We start from the raw sequence: 18,336 nt of genomic DNA, 5'->3' as shown, positions 1-18,336 counted from the left end.
GCTAAAATAATAAAAATTATGTCTCAAATTGCGATAAATACCTCACAAAATGTAAATATTAACTTTAATATTGCAAGTGTCGGAGAAAGAATGCTTGCCTTCATTATTGATTTCCTGATCAAGGTGGCTTATGTCATTATTGTCCTCTATCTTTTCTTCAACATTTTGGATCTTGGGTATTTATTGGATGGGCTGGATCAGTGGTCCATCATGGCAGTTTATATTGTCCTGACTTTTCCGGTTTACATTTATCCTGTAGTTCTGGAAAGCCTTATGGAAGGACAGACTCCCGGAAAAAAACTCATGAAGATCAGGGTGGTAAAAATTGACGGCTATCAGGCCAGCTTCGGCGACTATCTGATCCGATGGATGTTCCGGTTGATCGATACGACTGCCGCCGGTGTCGTAGGTTTAATCTCAATGATTGCTTCTAAAAACAATCAGCGTCTGGGTGATATTGCTTCCGGTACCGCTGTGATTTCTTTAAAGAACAACATCAATATTTCCCACACTATTCTGGAAAATATCAACGAAGATTATGTTCCATCATTCCCTCAGGTCATCGCGTTAAGTGACAATGATATGAGGATCATTAAAGATAATTACACCAAAGCCCTGAAAGTGGATGACAGACAGATCATCACTAAACTTTCAGATAAGATCAAAAGTATTTTAAAACTGGAAATTGATCCGAAGATGACGGAAAGACAGTTTATTAATGTGGTGATCAAGGATTATAACTATTATACGGGGAAGGAGAATTGATGAGCATATCAATGGTCAATTTCGCTACGCGAGTCAATGGTCAATGGTTAATTAATAATGGTAAAAAAGTTCTCCTGTTTACTCAAGTTAAAAAATTGACTGTGAAGCAGATTCACAATTCACTATTGACATTTCCCTGTTACTCATTGCCTATTACCCATAATCCCTGTCGGTGCAATTTTTGTATCTTTAAATACCAAAGCTTAGCATTATGAAATTTGAGAACAATAAATCAGGAAACGGTGGCGTCCTTACGCTGAACAACGAAACCAAAGAAGTAGGAAGATTGACGTATACTATTTTTCCTGAGGACAGTAAATTTATTATTTCATTCGTATTGGTACATCCGGAATTCGAAGGGCGCGGAATGGGGAAATACCTGGTTGAGGAGGCCATAAAATTTGCAAGAGAAAACAACTGGAAAGTTTACCCGCACTGTTCTTATGCAAGAGCCGTAATGACCAGAATGAGTGATGTGGATGATATTTTTCTAAAGAGCTAAAACATCTTTCACGAGAATCTCCTCGATATCATCCGGATAATCTACTTTTAAGTGATGATCTGAAGCGACCCATTCCATAATTTCCTGAAGTTTTAATACTTTGGAGTTCGGAATGCCCATCAGATCCAGAGCGCAGGCGTTGCATTCCTGCTCGTACTGATTATGAATCGGGATCACAAAGAGTTTTTTATCCAAGAAAAGCGCTTCTGCAGGAGTTTCAAAACCGGCATTGCAAAGGATTCCGTCACAGCTTTCAAAATATTTCAGATACTGCATCTCATCGATTGGGAAAACTTCTACGTTTTTCACTTTCACCTGTACTTTGCTGTGTTTTGAAAACACTTTCCATTGTACAGGAATCTGTTTCAGAACCTTGATGATATTTTCGTCTGCAAAACTCGGAAGATAAACGAGATAATAGCCTTTTTTATCGGGATTAAGGTTTCGGATTTTATGTCTGATCACAGGTTTTTTGATCTGCGGATGGTAATTTTCAAAGTGGAAACCTATTTTTCTCTCGCTCGGAACATAGTATTTCAGGATCAATTCACCCAGAAAATCTTTATGTTTCGGTTTTGGTGTTTCCGCAAAGCTCATGGAAGCCTGATGACTCAATTCGATCATCGGCAGCTTTTTTAATTTCCCTGCCCAACCGGTGAGAGGCTCATAATCATTAATGATCAGATCATACTGTGAAAGCTCCAGTTCCCGGATTGTTTTCGCCGCTTCAAGAAATTTATTTTCGGTAAACGTTTTGCGATAGGATAAACCGCCTGTTTTGTTGTAAAGCAGAGAAATCCCCCGATATTGATAATTAAGGTCAAAATCAGCCTTTAATTGTGACTGATGACCACTGATCAATGTGTCAACTGAAGCATATTTTTTGAGAATAGGAATAATTTCCTGTGCCCGTGCCACATGGCCGTTCCCTGTCCCTTGAAATGCATACAAAACCTTCATTTACGAAAAATTAGTTACTATTTTCAGAAGTTCAGAACTGTCCATGTCCTGGATTTCTTCTACTTCGTCGTCTTTAAGTGAATCTTTGTGGTCGTCATAATAAAAGATTTTCCATTCCTTATCATGGTATTCAAGAGCGGAAAGGTTTTCTATCCAGTCCCCGGAATTCAGATAGGTACATGATCCTTTTTTATTGATGACTTCACGGATCTGAGGCTGATGGATGTGCCCGCAGATCACATAATCGTAGTGATTGTCTATGGCCAGTTCGGAAGCAGTCAGTTCAAAATCCCCGATATACTTCACCGCCTTTTTTACATTGTTTTTGATCTTCTTTGAAAATGAATATTTCTCTCTGCCCATTTTCTCCAGAAACCAATTGACCACATTATTGATGACAATCAGGAGATCATAGCCTTTTCCGCCTAGTTTTGCAATCCATTTAGAATGCTGTACTGATGCATCGAAAACATCGCCATGAAATATCCAGGTCTTTTTTTGATCGATATCAAGACAGATCTTATTGCAGACTTTCAGTTTACCCAGTTCGAAATCCGTAAATTTCCGGAACATCTCATCATGGTTGCCCGTAATGTAGTAGACCTGTGTATTTTTAGTAGCAAATGAAAGAATCTTTTTAATTACTTTCAAATGAGGTTTAGGGAAGTAAGACTTTTTAAACTGCCAGATATCGATAATATCGCCGTTCAAAACTAATGTTTTAGGCTGGATAGAATTGAGATACCGTAACAGCTCTTTAGCCTTACATCCATAAGTTCCCAAATGAACATCCGATATGACAACTAATTCAACGTTTCTTTTCATAGTTTTATACAAAGAAACTAATTGAAAGTTAACTGTATATGAATGCTATATTATTTTTTTACAGCGAGTTCATCAACTCTTCTGTGATTTCCATGTTGTGATACACATTCTGTACATCATCATCGTCTTCGAAACGCTCCAGCATTTTCATATTGGCTTTGAACTGTTCTGCATTCACTTCTTTGATATTGTTTGGAATTCTCTGAAGTTCTGCGCTTTTCGCCTCAATTTTCAATTCATCTAATTTATGAGACAGTGATCCGAAGTCTTCAAAAGCTGTCGTAATCATTACTTCCTCTTCATCTTTTTCCACATCTTCTGCCCCTCCGTCTATCATTTCCATTTCGAAATCATCCCAATCCATTTTGATCTGAGATAAATCAAGAGTAAAAATACCTTTTCTGTCGAAGATAAAAGCAAGCTCTCCATTTTTACCCAGGTTACCATCGAACTTATTGAAGATCGCTCTTACGTTGGCTACGGTTCTTGTAGGGTTATTGGTTGTACATTCTACGAAGAATGCGACTCCACCCTGTCCGTATCCTTCGTACGTAATTTCTTCATAGTTTTCAGCATCAGCACCCCCTGCTTTTTTGATAGCTCTTTCTACATTATCCTTAGGCATGTTTGCACCCTTGGCATTCTGGATACATCTTCTTAAAGCCGGGTTGGCTTCAGGGTCTGTTCCTCCAGCCTTTACAGCCAGTGCAATGTCTTTACCAATCTTAGAGAAAGTTTTGGCCATTTTATCCCATCTGGCCATCTTAGAAGCTTTTCTATATTCAAATGCTCTTCCCATTTTAATTTTTAAATTTTCAACAAAATTAACTAAAAGTCAACAAAAAAAAAATACCCCCAAAAAATTGGAGGTATTTATTATTTAGAAAAATTAATTATTTTTTCTTTTTAGCAGCAGCTTTTTTCTTAGCTGGAGCTTTTTTAGCTTTTTTCACTACAGTTTTCTTCTCTACAACTTCTAGATCAGATTTCTTAAGTGCATCCCAAGCAGCACCGTTGATAGCTTCAACAACTACTTTTCTGTCAACAATTCTATCTGCATCAGAAGCTTTTTCAGAAACAGTAGCGTCTCTTTCACCAACTCCTACAGACTTCAATTGATTTCCGCTAACACCTCTAGCTTCTAGAGCACCAACTACTGACGCAGCTCTTTGTCTAGAAAGTTTCAAGTTGTAAGCATCAGCACCTTTCTTATCTGTGTGACCAGTTACTAAGAATGTACCGTCGTTAGACTGCTTAATGATTGAAGCAGCTTGATCTAATTTACCGCTAGATTCTGGTCTGATAGTCGCTTTGTTGAAATCAAACAAGATATCTTTAAGAGCACCTGTAGCTTCTTTAGCGATAACGTCTTTTGGCTTAGGACATCCGTTGTATTCTGGAAGACCTGGAACTGTAGGACAAGCGTCATCTTTATCTAAGATTCCGTCACCGTCTGTATCTGGCCAAGGACAACCGTTGTTTTCTGCAGGACCTGCAACTGTAGGACAAGCATCATCTTTATCGATAACACCATCACCATCTGTATCTGGCCAAGGACAACCGTTGTTTTCAACTGGACCAGCTACTTCTGGACATTGATCGTCTTTATCTGGAACTCCGTCACCGTCAGTATCAGGACATCCCTGGAATTCTGGAAGACCTGGAGTATCTGGACAAAGATCGTCTTTATCTAGGATACCATCCTTATCTCTATCTCTGTTACCGAATCTGAATAAGATCGATGCAGAAGCTTGCCAGAAGTTAGCAACATTAGATTTATCACCTGGAGTTGACACATAGTCACCTTGTACACCAAGACCGAAGTTCTTAGTTACCCAGAAGTTAACACCAGCACCTGTAGAAACTGTAAAGTGGTTAGCTTTACCGTTTTCGTTACCACCATCTCCGTTAGCAACAGAATTACCTCTGTAATCGTTTCTTGGGAAAGTAAGTGCAGTATAATCATGTCTCAAGTAGTTAGCACCAACTCTTAAATATGGATCGAACCAAGATTCTTCATTCCATAAAAGACCAGCTGCTTTAGCTTGGAAACCAAGACCTGTCATAAGGAAAAATTCTTTCCCCATGTTGAATCTCTTGTTATCTACATTACCTACAGAAGTCTGCCAGTCGATAACTAAACCTTTACCGATGTTTCTAGCAACTGTTAATTTAGATAATGGAGGTGTAATAGAGAAGTTGTTCACATTGAACATCGTCTTCGTTAAATTATTAGCAGAGAACGTATTACTAAAGTTGTTACTCTGTGCCTTGTGATTTTCCGCATGAGCACCAACCCCGATCAACCACGGATTGTTGGTAGTCTGCGCGAAGACAGTAGAGGCAACAGTAAGCGCCAATGCTGAAATTCCTAATTTTAGATTTTTCATAGAATTAAATGATTAAATAATTGATAATGCAAAATAAATATAATTTTTCTTTATAAACAAAGTTTTTTGAATGATTTTTAACTTTTCTTTAATATTCTATCCAGGTTACGTTTATTTTCTCTATCTTTTATCGCTTCCCTTTTATCAAAGAGTTTTTTCCCTCTGGCAAGCGAAATCAAGACTTTAGCTTTCCCCTTGTCTGTGATATATAACTTAAGAGGTATAACGGTGTTCCCTGCATCCTTTAACTTCTTTTCAAGTTTCTGCAATTCTTTTTTGTGCAACAGCAATTTCCGTTCCCTTTTTGTTTTGTGATTGTAAAAAGTTCCCAGTTTATACTCATCAATCATCATATTAATAATGTATAACTCCCCATCAATAAACTGACAGAAGGATTCTGTGATAGACGCCTTGGATGAGCGTAAAGATTTTATTTCCGTACCCGTCAAAACCATCCCGGCTTCATATTCTTCAAGGATTTCATACTCAAAACGGGCTCTTCTGTTTAATATACTGACTGTTTTTTCGATCTTCATTTTAAAAAATTCGTGTAATTATATTGGACTGGACGGCCCAATCCTTCACTAAGGTGTATTACGGGACTCTTTTCTGATTTAATTTCATTAATGAAATATAGAAAAAATACCCCACATTTAAAAACTTGACTATTACATTATTACGAAATACCCAAATTCTTTTCGTAATTTTGCGCCAAATTTACAAAACTATATGTTAACAGTATCTAACTTATCTTTACAATTCGGGAAAAGAGTTCTTTTTGACGAGGTAAATATTATGTTTACCAAAGGAAACTGCTACGGGATTATCGGAGCAAACGGTGCGGGGAAATCTACATTCCTTAAAATATTAACAGGAAAGCAGGATCCAACTACAGGACATGTATCTTTGGAGCCGGGAAAAAGAATGTCAGTTTTGGAGCAGGATCACTTTGCTTACGATCAATTTACTGTTCTTGAGGCTGTTTTAAGAGGTAATAAAAAATTATACGAAATAAAAGAAGAGATGGATTCTTTATATGCTAAAGAAGACTTCTCTGATGAAGACGGGATCAAAGCTGGTGAGCTTGGTGTAATCTATGATGAAATGGGCGGATGGACTGCAGAATCTGATGCACAGACGATGCTTTCAAACGTTGGAATTAAAGATGGCATGCACTGGCAGATGATGAGTGAACTTGAGAATCAGGACAAAGTAAAAGTCCTTTTGGCTCAGGCGCTTTTCGGAAATCCGGATGTACTGATTCTGGATGAACCTACGAATGACCTTGATATTGATACAATAGCCTGGTTAGAAAATTTCCTTGCAGATTACGAAAACACAGTAATTGTGGTTTCTCACGACCGTCACTTCCTGGATACGGTTTGTACGCACATCGGAGATTTAGATTATGCGAAACTTAACCTTTATACAGGTAACTATACTTTCTGGTATCAGGCTTCTCAGCTAGCGACAAGACAAAGAGCTCAGGCTAACAAAAAGGCGGAAGAAAAGAAGAAAGAACTTCAGGACTTCATCGCAAGATTCAGCTCAAACGTTGCAAAAGCTAAGCAAGCTACAGCGAGAAAGAAAATGATCGATAAATTAAACATCGATGATATTAAGCCATCTTCAAGAAGATATCCTGCCATTATTTTCGAAATGGAGAGAGAGGCCGGAGATCAGATTTTAGATGTAAAAGGTCTTGAAAAAACTAAAGACGGAGAATTGTTATTCTCAAACATCGACTTAAACCTTAAAAAAGGAGATAAAGTTGCTGTTCTTTCTAAAAGCTCTTTAGCCATCACAGAATTTTTCGAAATTCTTGCCGGAAATGTTCAGGCAGATCAGGGAACTGTGGCTTGGGGAGTTACGACTAACCAATCTCACATGCCATTGGATAATACAAAATTCTTCCAGGAAGATATCAGCCTGGTAGATTGGTTGAGACAATTCACTAAAAACGACGAAGAGCGTCACGAGGAATTCGTAAGAGGGTTCTTAGGAAGAATGCTTTTCTCTGGTGATGAAGCTCTGAAATCCTGTACAGTACTTTCAGGAGGTGAAAAAATGAGATGTATGTTCAGCAGAATGATGCTTCAGAAAGCAAACATTCTTTTATTAGATGAACCTACCAACCACTTAGACCTTGAAAGTATCACAACGTTGAACAACTCATTGTCTAACTTCAAAGGAAACCTTCTGTTATCATCTCATGACCACGAAATGCTTCAGACGGTCTGTAACAGAATCATCGAATTGACTCCTACAGGAATCATCGACAGAGAAATGACGTACGATGAATACCTTGCTGACAAAAAAGTAAAAGAACTTAGAGAAAAAATGTATTCTTAATTTCTTAAGATCACATTCAACTTTACATAAAAAAATTCCTCAAAGACAACTTTGAGGAATTTTTATTTTATAATGTAAATTCAATTATTTCGTAAGCTTCGTTTTAGGAAGAGCTACCGTTCCCGGGTCTTTCCATAAGCCGTCTTTTTCTGCTCTCTTCTTAATAGCCTGAGCTCTTTTTTCGCTATCAGGGTGAGAGTTGAACATTTTTTGAAAACCGGTCTGAGTACTTCCTTCAGAAAGCAGAGCCAGTTTCTTGAATGCTGAATACGCTCCTACTACATTATAGCTGTTCGCTTTCATGAAGTCATAAGAATACGTATCTGCTTCAGATTCCTGTTTTTTGCTGTGAGAAGCATCCAGAAATTCATTGGCCATTTTTCCTACCTGGCTTTCGCTCAGTGCTGCTACTGTTCCGGAAGCTGATGATGCCGCATCCAATGCCGCTGCCTTTAAATAAGCAGATTTAATCGCATCTTTAGTATCCTGGTTTTTCACGTGTCCGATCTCATGTCCGATTACAGCCAAAAGCTCCTCATCCGTCATGATATCCATTAAAGAAGAAAATACACGTACACTTCCGTCTGCACAGGCAAAAGCGTTGATGTCCTTTACTTTATACACTTTATAGTTCAGGGCAAGTCCGTCCTGAGATTTGTGCTTTCCGAAAAGTTTGTTCAGTCTTACCGTATAAGGATCTTTCGGACCTGCAACCTCGTTGTTTTTGTCCATCCAATCCACAGATTCTTTAGACAGTTTCACGGCGTCTTCATTGGTAAACGTAAGGGCTTTTGCTCCTTTCGAAACAATACCTGCAGCTTTTCCAAGATTGATTTTCTGTGCTGATACAGCATTCATTGCCCCTAAGAATAAAAGGCAGAGAGTCATTTTTTTCATAATCATTTTTAATTTGGACCGCGAAGATAGATAATTTTTTTTAACATTCAGTAAGTCAAGTTCATCCTTAATCATTTCAAAATGCTGTTTTTTTTCCTTATTTTTGTGAAATGAGTCAGAAATGGATTTACAAGCCGGAACCCGATGAGGAAGTTGTGGACAGATTAAGTTCGTCACTTGGTTTTGGTACTTTTGAATCTAAACTCCTCGTTTTAAGGGGAATTGACAATTATCAAAAGGCCAGAGAATTCTTCAAACCCAACCTTACCGATATACACAGTCCGTTCTTAATGGCAGATATGCAAAAAGCTGTAGAGCGCATTGCCACAGCCATTGAAAACGGAGAAAAAATACTTGTTTACGGAGATTACGATGTAGACGGAACGACTGCTGTTGCCGTCATGTATCTTTACCTCAGCAAAATTGTTGAGAAAAAATACTTAGATTATTACATCCCCGACAGAAATTCCGAAGGATACGGAATTTCTACCGAAGGTATTGATTTTGCCAAAGAAAACGGCTTTTCACTGATCATTGCTTTAGACTGCGGTATCAAAGCTATCGACATGATCAATTACGCCAAAGAAAAAGACATTGATTTTATCATCTGCGACCATCACCTTCCGGGTGACGAGATCCCTGATGCTGCGGCTGTTCTGGATCCTAAGAGAAATGACTGCAGATATCCTTTTAAAGAACTTTCAGGATGTGGTGTCGGCTTCAAGCTGTGCCAGGGACTGAATACCATTTATAAAATTCCGGAGGCTGAATTATTTGAGCTTACCGATCTTCTTGCTATTTCCATCGCTGCGGATATTGTTTCGATGACCGGTGAAAACAGGGTACTTGCGAAAATGGGACTTAAAGTTCTGAGAAAAACAAGAAACCTTGGGTTAAGATTATTAATTCCGGAAGACAAACTGTCGCACTTCGAAATTTCAAATATTGTTTTTGAGATTGCTCCGAAGATCAATGCAGCAGGAAGAATTTCCCACGGAAAAGCAGCCGTGGAACTTATGGTTTCCGACAACCTGAAACATGCGAATCAGATTGTGGGCGACATTATGAATCTGAATGACGAGAGACGTGAGCTCGATATGAATTCTACGCTTTCGGCATTGAACCAGATCATTGAATCCCAGCAACAGAGCAAGCATTCCACCATTGTTTACCATCCGGACTGGAACAAAGGCGTAATCGGTATCGTGGCCTCAAGGCTTATCGAAACGTATTATAAACCGACTTTGGTATTCACAGACGGGAACAACGGAGAAATGGTGGCTTCTGCCAGATCTGTTTCTGATTTCGATGTTCATGAAGCGCTTGATATGTGTTCTGAATATTTCCTGAAATTCGGTGGACATCATGCTGCTGCAGGGCTTTCCATGGAAAAGGATAAGTTTGAAGCTTTCAAGATTAAATTTGAACAAATTGTTTCGGAAAAAATCCAGGAACATCAGCAGGAACCTTCCGTTACCATTGATTCTGAAATCAAAGTGGATGAGATCAACCGTGAGTTTATCAATTTCCACAGAAAACTGGCACCTTTCGGACCTCACAATATGAAACCGATCCTTACGCTTACCAACCAGAAGCTTTCCGGCTATGTGAAAACAATGGGAAAAGACAACAATCACCTGAAGTTTTATATCAAGCAGGAATCTACAGGAAGAAATATAGAGTGTGTAGGCTTCAAACTGGGACAGCATGCTGAAGATTTTAAAAACAAAAACTTCGACCTTGCTTTCACGTTAGAAGAAAACCACTGGAAAGGAAATGTAACGCATTATTTGAATATTAAAGATGTTAAATTCAGGGATTAGGAGCTGCTACCTGCAACCTTTTACCTACCATCTGCTACCTGACAACTCATGAAAAAAATCGGCTTATTTTTCGGTTCTTTCAATCCGATCCACATCGGACATTTAATTCTGGCCAATTACATCCTGGAACATACTGACATGGATGAATTATGGTTTGTAGTAAGCCCACAGAACCCTTTTAAAGATAAAAAATCATTACTGAAAGATCATAACCGGCTGGATATGGTACAGCTCGCGGTAAAAAGCTATCCTAAAATGAGAGCTTCCAATGTAGAGTTTTCACTTCCCAAACCGAGTTATACGATTGACACGCTGACTTATCTTCATGAAAAGTATCCTGATCATTCTTTCAGCCTGATCATGGGTGAAGATAATCTGAGCAGCCTTCATAAATGGAAAAATTCTGAACTTCTGATCAAAAATCATCATATCATTGTGTATCCAAGAGTTTTTGAAGGGGAAAAGAAAGATTCGGAGTATTTGCAGCATGAGAACATTTCCATGATCAAAGCACCCGTTATTGAACTTTCTGCTACGGAGATCAGAAATATGATCAAAGAAGGGAAAAATGTGCGTCCTATGCTTCCACCGGAAGTTTTTGAATATTTGGACGGAAGCAGTTTTTATAAGTAATTTTGTTAATTAGAAATTAGAGGTTAGAAATTAGAAGTTAGATTCCGATGCGGCCTGCTATTTTTCAATTTATATATCAAGACATGGAGTTTATCGAAAATTTTTTCTTAAAATATCCTCAGGATAAAGTGATCAGATGGTTTAGACAAATCTGTCTGGCTGAAGCTGTTTCATGGTTTTTCCTGTTCACCGCAATGATCTGGATACGTGTAGATCCGGAAGGTATTTTCCCGATTGTCTATATCAGTACTATTGGCAGCATTCACGGATTATTTTTTACATTGTACCTGATCTTTTTACCTGCGATAAGAAAAACATTTACCTGGGATGATGAAGACAGTGTCTTTGCTTTAATTTCAGCGTTTTTTCCTTTTGCTACGATCTGGATAGACAAAAAATTAGCCCGCTTCGACAGAGAATAACAATACGACATAAAAAAAGGACCGAGATGGTCCTTTTTTATTTAAGTTATGATGTATAAATGATTAGAGATCTCTGAGTACATGTCCGTTGGCTGTGAACGTATGGTTTCCGTTCGTATCTGTATAGGTTCCGTTTACTGTAAAATCAATATACCCTCCTACTGCTCCGAAGCTAGTCACCTGAACCACTACGTTTCCATTAGTAGAGGTGAAATATCCTCCGGAAAACTCAAAAGTATAATCTGTCGTAAAACTTCCCGGAACTCCAAGCATATTATTTTGATTCATAAAGAAAGAATTCCCGGCAGGTGATGTGGAATTAATTCTTAATTGTTTTGCCGGCATATTCGGGCTGGTTGAAGTAAGGCCGGACCATTGTGCGTACATACTTCCCAAAACATATCTCACATTCTGATTGTCAATTTTATAGCTGATAAACTCATTCACTGAATTACAAACCGAAAGATTGGTAAAATTCATCACCGGTAAATTAGCTGTAAAAGGAATTTCTCCTGAAGTCTGCAGGTTGGCATAATCGTAAGCTTCCAAAATAAATTGCGGATTCGCCGTACAAGAATACACATTGAATGAAAAGCTACCTGTATTGCTTACCGGAACTGAGGTGTACTGGAAATAATTGGTACCCACAGCAGGTCTTAACAGCACATAACCATCCGTAACATCAGTATTGGCACAGGTTTTCAGATTCCCCTGTATGGTATACTGATTTCCTGTAGACGTCACTGTAATATCAGGCAGGGTCATGGTAGTTCCCACTGCGACAGGGGCTACATTGGATGTATAAATCACCGTATTACAAACATCATATACTTTAAGAACAAGCGTTTCGTTGGCCGGAATAATTCCTGTAACCATACCCAGATTATCTGTCATGCCATAGGTTTCATAGGCCTGGCTGCTTCTTTTTAAACTCACCTTTGTATTCACCATTGGTAAACCTGCCGGATTTTTTACCGTTACTTTCAGGATGGCCTGCGGAAACTGTGCATCGCAATTCCACCAGGAGAAATGACTTACGTTTCCTACATAGGTATTCCCCACCTTCGTTGCAGAACCTTCTTCATTCCACATTCCTGTATTCTCATCATATGACCATAGCGGAATTGTATTCGGAGAAGTTGAAGTCTGTGATGCATCGATAGGAACCGTCATTTCAGCGGTATGTCCTGTTGCAATCTGTAATTTTTGTCCTGAGCTTCCTGTAAGCTGAACATGTACCATTCCGAAGGTTTCCATGATTCTCGCACCTCCGCCGGAGTTGGTTGCCAGAAGAGAACCGGGCATTAATTCAGTCAGATACTGATTGGACGATGCTAAATTATACAATGCAACATTCACACTTCCGCTGTACGCATTTCCGCTGGCGTCTTTGAAACTTCCGTCGAATTTCACTTTTGTTCCATTGGGTAAAGAAACCGTAGAAGTTGCCCCTGAGTTGATACTTGCAGTGGTAGTTGCAGGGATCATCATAATATTCACACGGTTCATTCCACCTGTTGGAACCATTACTCTTGAACCATCAACAAATCCGGATTTTGTTACTTTCACAAGGGCAAAGTTTTCCTTCACATTGGCATTTTTAAACGTAAAAAAACCTTTAAAATTGGTTTGAACCGTGCTCGATCCGATGGTTACTGTTGCTCCGCTTACGGGATTTCCGCCGGTATCAAGTACTACGCCCTGAAAATTTCTTTGTATTGTGCTTCCAAAATTAAAATTGGATTCAGGGATTGGGCTGCTGTCATCAATGTCTATATATGTTTCATTTTTACATGAAAATATTAACAACAATAACAACAATAGAGGATAAATTTTTATCATATGCTATTAATTTTTAGTTTATACTAAATTAATCATAAAATGAATACATCTATATTTTATTCAATTTTTTCAACGCATTATTTTAAATCTGAATAATTTTCAATGTCCGATGTAACAAATTTTCCTATTGAATTGTCTAATTATGTAGAAAGTCAAAAGAAGTTGAATTTTTAATTTAAAATTTTATAAACTGATAATCAATTAGTTAAATTTAATTTAAAAACATTTTAAGTACTTTGTATTGCATGATACTATTTTTATTATATATCTTTGTAATGTTAAATAATCATCCATACAAGCTATTAAACAACTAAAACAATATAATTATGAAAACTCAGATTCTAATTGCCGCCTTATTTTTCAGCGGACTCGCAGCTGCCCAACAAGCAAAAGACACTCTGAAAGTAAAAAATATTGAAGCAGTCAATATCAAAAAACAGGTTTTCAAAAAACAAAGTGACCGTTTCATATATGATGTAGCTTCTTCCCCGATTGCAAAGGGAACGAATACATTCAACCTTTTGAAGCAAACTCCAATGATTTCCAGCATCGACGGAAAATCTCTGAAGATCATGGGGAAATCTGATGTGGTCATTTACATCAACAACAAAAAATCCAATATGGATGCTGAAGCATTGATCGAAATGCTGAAAGGAACTCCATCTGAAGATATCCAGAAAATTGAAGTAATCACAACGCCGGGAAGCGAATTCCAGGTAGAATCCAATGAAGGGGTCATCAATATTGTGATGAAAAAGAAGAAAAACGACGGCTACAACGGAACTCTGAAAATGAATAACGAGCAGGCTTACTACAACAACCCTTCTGCAGGAGCTTCATTCAATTTCAGAAAAAACAAATGGTCTGTGAATTCAAACTTCAATACGGGAAGCTGGACAGACAGAGAAAGATATACTTTATCTAACGGAGATTCCACTTTCAGAAATGAGTCTTTCGGATTCAATTCTGATCCTAATAAAAACGTGGGTGGAAGTGTGAATATTGATTATGAACTTAATAAAAATCACAGTTTAGGATTTACCTACAACATGCGATATAATAAAAGTTTTAACTCGATTCTTGATATAACAAACTGGGAAAACGGAGCGCTTATCAACAGGACGGTAAACAATGAAAACGCGCAGACAAGAAATCACTCTTTCAATTTAAATTACGAAATAAAAACAGATTCTATCGGAAGCAAACTTACCTCTAACGTTTCTTATTTATGGTTCAACAGGGATAAAATGAGTACCAACGAAAGTTTTCCTCTAAATACTGATCCTGACAATAAATACAGCGCATTGCAACAGTCAGTTCCCCAGATCATTAATAACTATGCCGCGAATATCGACTATCTGAAAAAAACGGCTAAAGGAAGCACATGGTTGATGGGAGTAAGCTACAACCACACGAATACAGATAATGATACGAAACAGGACAAGATCATTAACAATGCGATCATCAATGATGCCAATCAGACCAACCACTTCATTTATAAAGAAAGAATCCTGGGTGCTTACATTACGTATGAAAGAAAACTAAGCGATAAATTTTCAGGGAAAATAGGAAGCCGTTATGAGATCACAAGAAGCAGCGGTGAAATTCTTGGAAAGACAAGTTTTGACAGAAATTACAACAATCTGCTGCCTTATCTTAACTTGAACTACGCTATCAGTTCTGATCATAATCTTACGTACAGTTTCTCCAGCAGAATCAGAAGACCTAGATTTTGGGAACTGAATCCGTCAAGAACTTATTTCACGCCTAATAATTATACACAGAACAATCCGTTCGTACTGGCTTCTAAGTTTTACAACCAGGAAATCAGTTATATGTACAAAAATGCATTTTTCGCCAATGTAAGTTTCAATTATGTAAAAGACGCATCGAACCAAATACCGCTTCAGGGAAGTGTAACAGGACCGGAAAATGATGAAAACGGAAATCCGGTAATGGTTACCAAAAAGTTTCTAAGATATATCCGAACCAACTATGGCGACAACAAACAGTTTGGACTGACCTTAGGGATGAACAAATCATGGTTTAAAGAAATCTGGACAACCAATTATTCTGTGAATTTAGGATACAATATTTATAAAGGGGCAGTAACAGCGGATCCAACCTCAGTGCCTGTTGAAGGCCAGACAGAAGTTGTAGAACCATACGTAATCAATTTCAAAAACTTCAATGTTTCAGGGAATATCAACAACAACATCCGTCTTTCTTCGAATAAAGACTGGTTCCTGGGAGTGAATTACTATTACGGCAGTAAAGTGAAAATTGAAAGTGGAACATTGGGCGTAAGACAGAGCTTTGATGTGAGCTTAAAGAAAATCATGGGCAACTGGACCTTTGTAGCAGAAGTATATGATCTCTTTAATCAAAATTACAATAGCATTCAGGGAGTACAGCCTAACGGAAGTTATAATAACGTTGTCAACTTCGAATATTCAAGACTTCTTAACATCGGAGTGACCTACAATTTCGGAAACCAGAAACTGAAAAAGGCAAGAGAAATAAAATCGGCCAACGACGCTATCAAATCAAGGACTTAATCAGTCGCCTACAAAATAAAAACAACCACAAATTAGAATAATCATGAAAAAGATCATTATACTGGTAGCAGCTATATCAGGAAGCATAGCTTTTGCTCAGGAAAAGAAATCCGATACTGTAAAAGCAAAATCTATAGAAGGAATCACATTGACGAAGCAGGTTTTTAAAAAACAAAGTGACCGTTTTGTGTATGATGTTGCCGCTTCACCGGTGGCTAAAGGAAATACCACTTTCGACTTGTTGAAGCAAACTCCCCTACTTTCTTCAACAGACGATAAAACGCTTAAGATTGCAGGAAAAAACAACGCTCTTATCTATATCAACGGAAGAAAAACCAATATGGATGCAGAATCTCTGGTACAGCTTCTGAAAAGCACACCGGCAGAAAACATTCAGAAAATTGAAGTGATTACCGTTCCGGGCAGTGAGTATCAGGTAGAATCTTCAGATGGGATCATCAATATTGTGATGAAGAAAAAACTGAGCGACGGTCTGAACGGAAACATGAGAATGAGTAATATGCAGAATAAATTCAATGGTTCCAGCGCTTCACTTTCTCTGAATTACAGAAAGGATAAACTGGGAATCAGCGGAAACATTTTTACAGGAGAAAATATTCAGGCTCAATCGTATGTTTTAAAAAACGGAACTAAATTAATCTCCAATGAATCCGTTGGTGATATCAATGATCCGAATAAAAATCTTGGAGGATATTTGAACTTCGATTACCAGCTAACGGATAACAGTAATTTAGCGCTTACGTGGAATTCATGGTATAATAAAAGTAATGATTCAACGGTAGATCTACTGAATACATTAAGGAATTACAACACTGACGGAACTTTTAAATCAAGTGAACAAAATAAGTCTCAAAATAGAGAAGATGCCCATTATTACAACAATTCCCTGAATTTAAACTATGAATTAAAAACAGACTCTCTGGGCAGTAAATTGAATGTGAATGCAGCTTACCTGAACTACAGAAGATTTCAGTTTTCTGATAACAGGACTTTAGCTCCGGGAACTTTAAATGACTTTTCATTATTACGTCAAAAAATTACACAGGACATTCCTCAGGTCATCAATAACTTTTCAGGGACAGTAGATTATATTCAGAAGTTTAAAAATGATTTTACCGTTTCTCTGGGCGGAAACTTTAATAAAACGAAAACAGATAATGACACCAAAAATTATAGCTATTTCTACAATGGAAAGGGAGATCTTATCGATACCAAACCCGATTTCAATCACTTTATCTATGATGAAAGTATTTATGGGGTGTATTTAACCCTTGAAAAGAAATTTTCCGATAAGCTTTCAGGAAAAGTAGGTGCAAGATATGAAATCACGAAGAGTTTAGGAACTTCTGACAATCCACAGAATACGGAAGCTCCTTACCAGGAAATAGAAAGAAATTACAATAATCTTCTTCCTTATTTGAGTTTCAATTATACCATTAACGATAAGAATAATATTTCATATGCCTTTTCAAGCAGAATGCGCAGACCGAGCTTCTGGGAATTAAATCCGGTAAAAAATATCCTAACCCAGGATAATTATACTCAGAACAACCCATTTGTAAAATCCTCTTCTACGTATAATCAGGAGTTAACATATATGTTTAAAAGTTCATACTTTTTAATCTTAAACCACTCGTATTTCAAGGATATTATCACTCAGGTACCTTTGCAGAGAGAGATCGTAAGAGATGGTGTCAAATACAGACAATTGGCTTATATCAGAACCAACTTCGGTGACAAGCAGGAAATGTCTGCCATGATCGGAATGCAGAAAACGTTTTTCAAGCAGTATCTGACAACGAACTTTAATATCGGTGTTCAGCATAATATCAATAACGGAACATTGAATACGGATCCAACGACAGGACAGGTTTTTGACACCTACATCAATAAAACCAAATCTACGAGTATGGTGATTCAATCGAACAACACCATCCGTCTGGATAAAAAGAAAACCTGGTTTCTGGGAGTCAACTACTTCTACGTAGACAAACAACAGATCGAACTGGGAATGTTGAAAAACCTGATGAGCTTAGATTTAAGCATCAAGAAAAACTGGAACGACTGGACGTTTTCACTTAACGTAACAGACGTTTTGAGAACCAATGTTGTGGAAATTGAAGATTATCAGTCATCAGGCAACTACAATTATGTGAAAAATGATCAGTTCAGACGTGGAATGACATTCAGTATTGTGTACAACTTCGGAAATCAGAAAGTGAAAAAAGTAAGAGACATCGAAGGGGCATCAGATGCCATTAAAAGCAGAACAAGATAAGAGACTATCTTTCTTCATATTAACTATTTTTGTGGTAACCCGCCGGTATTTCCGGCGGGTTTTTATTG

General features: G+C 37.8%; 15 protein-coding genes. 8 read left to right on the top strand and 7 right to left on the bottom strand.

Annotated elements, in window-relative coordinates:
* Nucleotides 1-18 precede the first annotated feature (18 nt).
* Together BM143_RS14915 and BM143_RS14910 are read left to right on the top strand one after the other, a co-directional pair.
* A complete protein-coding gene (locus tag BM143_RS14915; protein WP_090025209.1) occupies nucleotides 19-765 on the top strand; it encodes an RDD family protein in 747 nt (248 codons plus the stop codon).
* A 211-nt stretch (nucleotides 766-976) separates the two neighbouring features.
* A complete protein-coding gene (locus tag BM143_RS14910) occupies nucleotides 977-1,267 on the top strand; it encodes a GNAT family N-acetyltransferase (protein ID WP_090025208.1) in 291 nt (96 codons plus the stop codon).
* Here the strand turns inward: BM143_RS14910 and BM143_RS14905 are convergent.
* The 5 genes from BM143_RS14905 to smpB all read right to left on the bottom strand — a co-directional run bounded on the left by BM143_RS14905 (nucleotide 1,256) and on the right by smpB (nucleotide 5,978).
* Complete coding sequence (locus tag BM143_RS14905; protein WP_090025206.1) at nucleotides 1,256-2,227, bottom strand: glycosyltransferase family protein; 972 nt, start codon at nucleotides 2,225-2,227, stop codon at nucleotides 1,256-1,258. The two genes, BM143_RS14910 and BM143_RS14905, sit on opposite strands and share 12 nt — an antisense overlap.
* Nucleotides 2,228-3,052, bottom strand: a complete 825-nt coding sequence (locus BM143_RS14900; RefSeq protein WP_090025204.1) for a UDP-2,3-diacylglucosamine diphosphatase — start codon at nucleotides 3,050-3,052, stop codon at nucleotides 2,228-2,230.
* 58 nt (nucleotides 3,053-3,110) lie between these two features.
* Complete coding sequence (locus BM143_RS14895) at nucleotides 3,111-3,851, bottom strand: YebC/PmpR family DNA-binding transcriptional regulator (protein WP_034725909.1); 741 nt, start codon at nucleotides 3,849-3,851, stop codon at nucleotides 3,111-3,113.
* 94 nt (nucleotides 3,852-3,945) lie between these two features.
* On the bottom strand, nucleotides 3,946-5,442 hold the full coding sequence (locus BM143_RS14890) for an OmpA family protein (protein WP_090025202.1): 1,497 nt from the start codon (nucleotides 5,440-5,442) through the stop codon (nucleotides 3,946-3,948).
* A 77-nt stretch (nucleotides 5,443-5,519) separates the two neighbouring features.
* Complete coding sequence (gene smpB, locus BM143_RS14885; RefSeq protein WP_034725913.1) at nucleotides 5,520-5,978, bottom strand: SsrA-binding protein SmpB; 459 nt, start codon at nucleotides 5,976-5,978, stop codon at nucleotides 5,520-5,522.
* A 193-nt stretch (nucleotides 5,979-6,171) separates the two neighbouring features.
* Here smpB and BM143_RS14880 point away from each other — a divergent pair, with 193 nt between their 5' ends.
* Nucleotides 6,172-7,794: an ABC-F family ATP-binding cassette domain-containing protein gene (locus BM143_RS14880; RefSeq protein ID WP_034725916.1), complete on the top strand. Its 1,623-nt coding sequence runs from the start codon at nucleotides 6,172-6,174 to the stop codon at nucleotides 7,792-7,794.
* 84 nt (nucleotides 7,795-7,878) lie between these two features.
* On the opposite strand, the gene BM143_RS14875 is transcribed toward BM143_RS14880, so the two are convergent.
* Nucleotides 7,879-8,691, bottom strand: a complete 813-nt coding sequence (locus BM143_RS14875; RefSeq protein ID WP_090025410.1) for a M48 family metallopeptidase — start codon at nucleotides 8,689-8,691, stop codon at nucleotides 7,879-7,881.
* 110 nt (nucleotides 8,692-8,801) lie between these two features.
* Between BM143_RS14875 and recJ the strand changes: the two genes are divergently transcribed.
* From recJ to BM143_RS14860, 3 genes are all read left to right on the top strand, one after another.
* Nucleotides 8,802-10,514 (top strand): single-stranded-DNA-specific exonuclease RecJ, encoded by a 1,713-nt coding sequence (gene recJ, locus BM143_RS14870; protein ID WP_034725919.1) that lies wholly within the window; start codon nucleotides 8,802-8,804, stop codon nucleotides 10,512-10,514.
* A gap of 48 nt (nucleotides 10,515-10,562) precedes the next feature.
* Entirely contained in the window at nucleotides 10,563-11,147 is a 585-nt protein-coding gene (gene nadD / locus BM143_RS14865; protein ID WP_090025201.1) for a nicotinate (nicotinamide) nucleotide adenylyltransferase, read from the top strand.
* Nucleotides 11,148-11,230: 83 nt separating this feature from the next.
* Nucleotides 11,231-11,569: a DUF3817 domain-containing protein gene (locus BM143_RS14860; RefSeq protein ID WP_034725924.1), complete on the top strand. Its 339-nt coding sequence runs from the start codon at nucleotides 11,231-11,233 to the stop codon at nucleotides 11,567-11,569.
* 63 nt (nucleotides 11,570-11,632) lie between these two features.
* Here the strand turns inward: BM143_RS14860 and BM143_RS14855 are convergent, their stop codons facing one another.
* Nucleotides 11,633-13,411, bottom strand: coding sequence for a carboxypeptidase-like regulatory domain-containing protein (locus BM143_RS14855; RefSeq protein WP_139222053.1), 1,779 nt, complete (start codon nucleotides 13,409-13,411; stop codon nucleotides 11,633-11,635).
* A 326-nt stretch (nucleotides 13,412-13,737) separates the two neighbouring features.
* On the opposite strand from BM143_RS14855, the gene BM143_RS14850 reads away from it, so the two are divergent.
* Both BM143_RS14850 and BM143_RS14845 read left to right on the top strand, forming a co-directional pair.
* Nucleotides 13,738-15,969: an outer membrane beta-barrel family protein gene (locus tag BM143_RS14850; protein WP_090025198.1), complete on the top strand. Its 2,232-nt coding sequence runs from the start codon at nucleotides 13,738-13,740 to the stop codon at nucleotides 15,967-15,969.
* Nucleotides 15,970-16,012: 43 nt separating this feature from the next.
* On the top strand, nucleotides 16,013-18,268 hold the full coding sequence (locus BM143_RS14845) for an outer membrane beta-barrel family protein (RefSeq protein WP_090025196.1): 2,256 nt from the start codon (nucleotides 16,013-16,015) through the stop codon (nucleotides 18,266-18,268).
* Nucleotides 18,269-18,336: the final 68 nt, after the last annotated feature.

Origin of the sequence: Chryseobacterium oleae, assembly GCF_900115055.1 — a bacterium.
GTDB lineage: Bacteria > Bacteroidota > Bacteroidia > Flavobacteriales > Weeksellaceae > Chryseobacterium > Chryseobacterium oleae.
The sequence above is the reverse complement of the archived record's forward strand: the minus strand, read 5'-3'. Positions and strand labels throughout refer to the sequence as shown.

Bases quoted from the DNA above. Each gene is read 5' to 3' on its own strand.
- BM143_RS14845 (WP_090025196.1), top strand. From the start codon at position 16,013: ATGAAAAAGATCATTATACTGGTAGCAGCTATATCAGGAAGCATAGCT.
- BM143_RS14900 (WP_090025204.1), bottom strand. From the start codon at position 3,052: ATGAAAAGAAACGTTGAATTAGTTGTCATATCGGATGTTCATTTGGGA.
- BM143_RS14890 (WP_090025202.1), bottom strand. From the start codon at position 5,442: ATGAAAAATCTAAAATTAGGAATTTCAGCATTGGCGCTTACTGTTGCC.
- BM143_RS14910 (WP_090025208.1), top strand. From the start codon at position 977: ATGAAATTTGAGAACAATAAATCAGGAAACGGTGGCGTCCTTACGCTG.
- BM143_RS14915 (WP_090025209.1), top strand. From the start codon at position 19: ATGTCTCAAATTGCGATAAATACCTCACAAAATGTAAATATTAACTTT.
- BM143_RS14860 (WP_034725924.1), top strand. From the start codon at position 11,231: ATGGAGTTTATCGAAAATTTTTTCTTAAAATATCCTCAGGATAAAGTG.
- BM143_RS14880 (WP_034725916.1), top strand. From the start codon at position 6,172: ATGTTAACAGTATCTAACTTATCTTTACAATTCGGGAAAAGAGTTCTT.
- smpB (WP_034725913.1), bottom strand. From the start codon at position 5,978: ATGAAGATCGAAAAAACAGTCAGTATATTAAACAGAAGAGCCCGTTTT.
- BM143_RS14895 (WP_034725909.1), bottom strand. From the start codon at position 3,851: ATGGGAAGAGCATTTGAATATAGAAAAGCTTCTAAGATGGCCAGATGG.
- BM143_RS14875 (WP_090025410.1), bottom strand. From the start codon at position 8,691: ATGAAAAAAATGACTCTCTGCCTTTTATTCTTAGGGGCAATGAATGCT.
- BM143_RS14905 (WP_090025206.1), bottom strand. From the start codon at position 2,227: ATGAAGGTTTTGTATGCATTTCAAGGGACAGGGAACGGCCATGTGGCA.
- BM143_RS14855 (WP_139222053.1), bottom strand. From the start codon at position 13,411: ATGATAAAAATTTATCCTCTATTGTTGTTATTGTTGTTAATATTTTCA.
- nadD (WP_090025201.1), top strand. From the start codon at position 10,563: ATGAAAAAAATCGGCTTATTTTTCGGTTCTTTCAATCCGATCCACATC.
- BM143_RS14850 (WP_090025198.1), top strand. From the start codon at position 13,738: ATGAAAACTCAGATTCTAATTGCCGCCTTATTTTTCAGCGGACTCGCA.
- recJ (WP_034725919.1), top strand. From the start codon at position 8,802: ATGAGTCAGAAATGGATTTACAAGCCGGAACCCGATGAGGAAGTTGTG.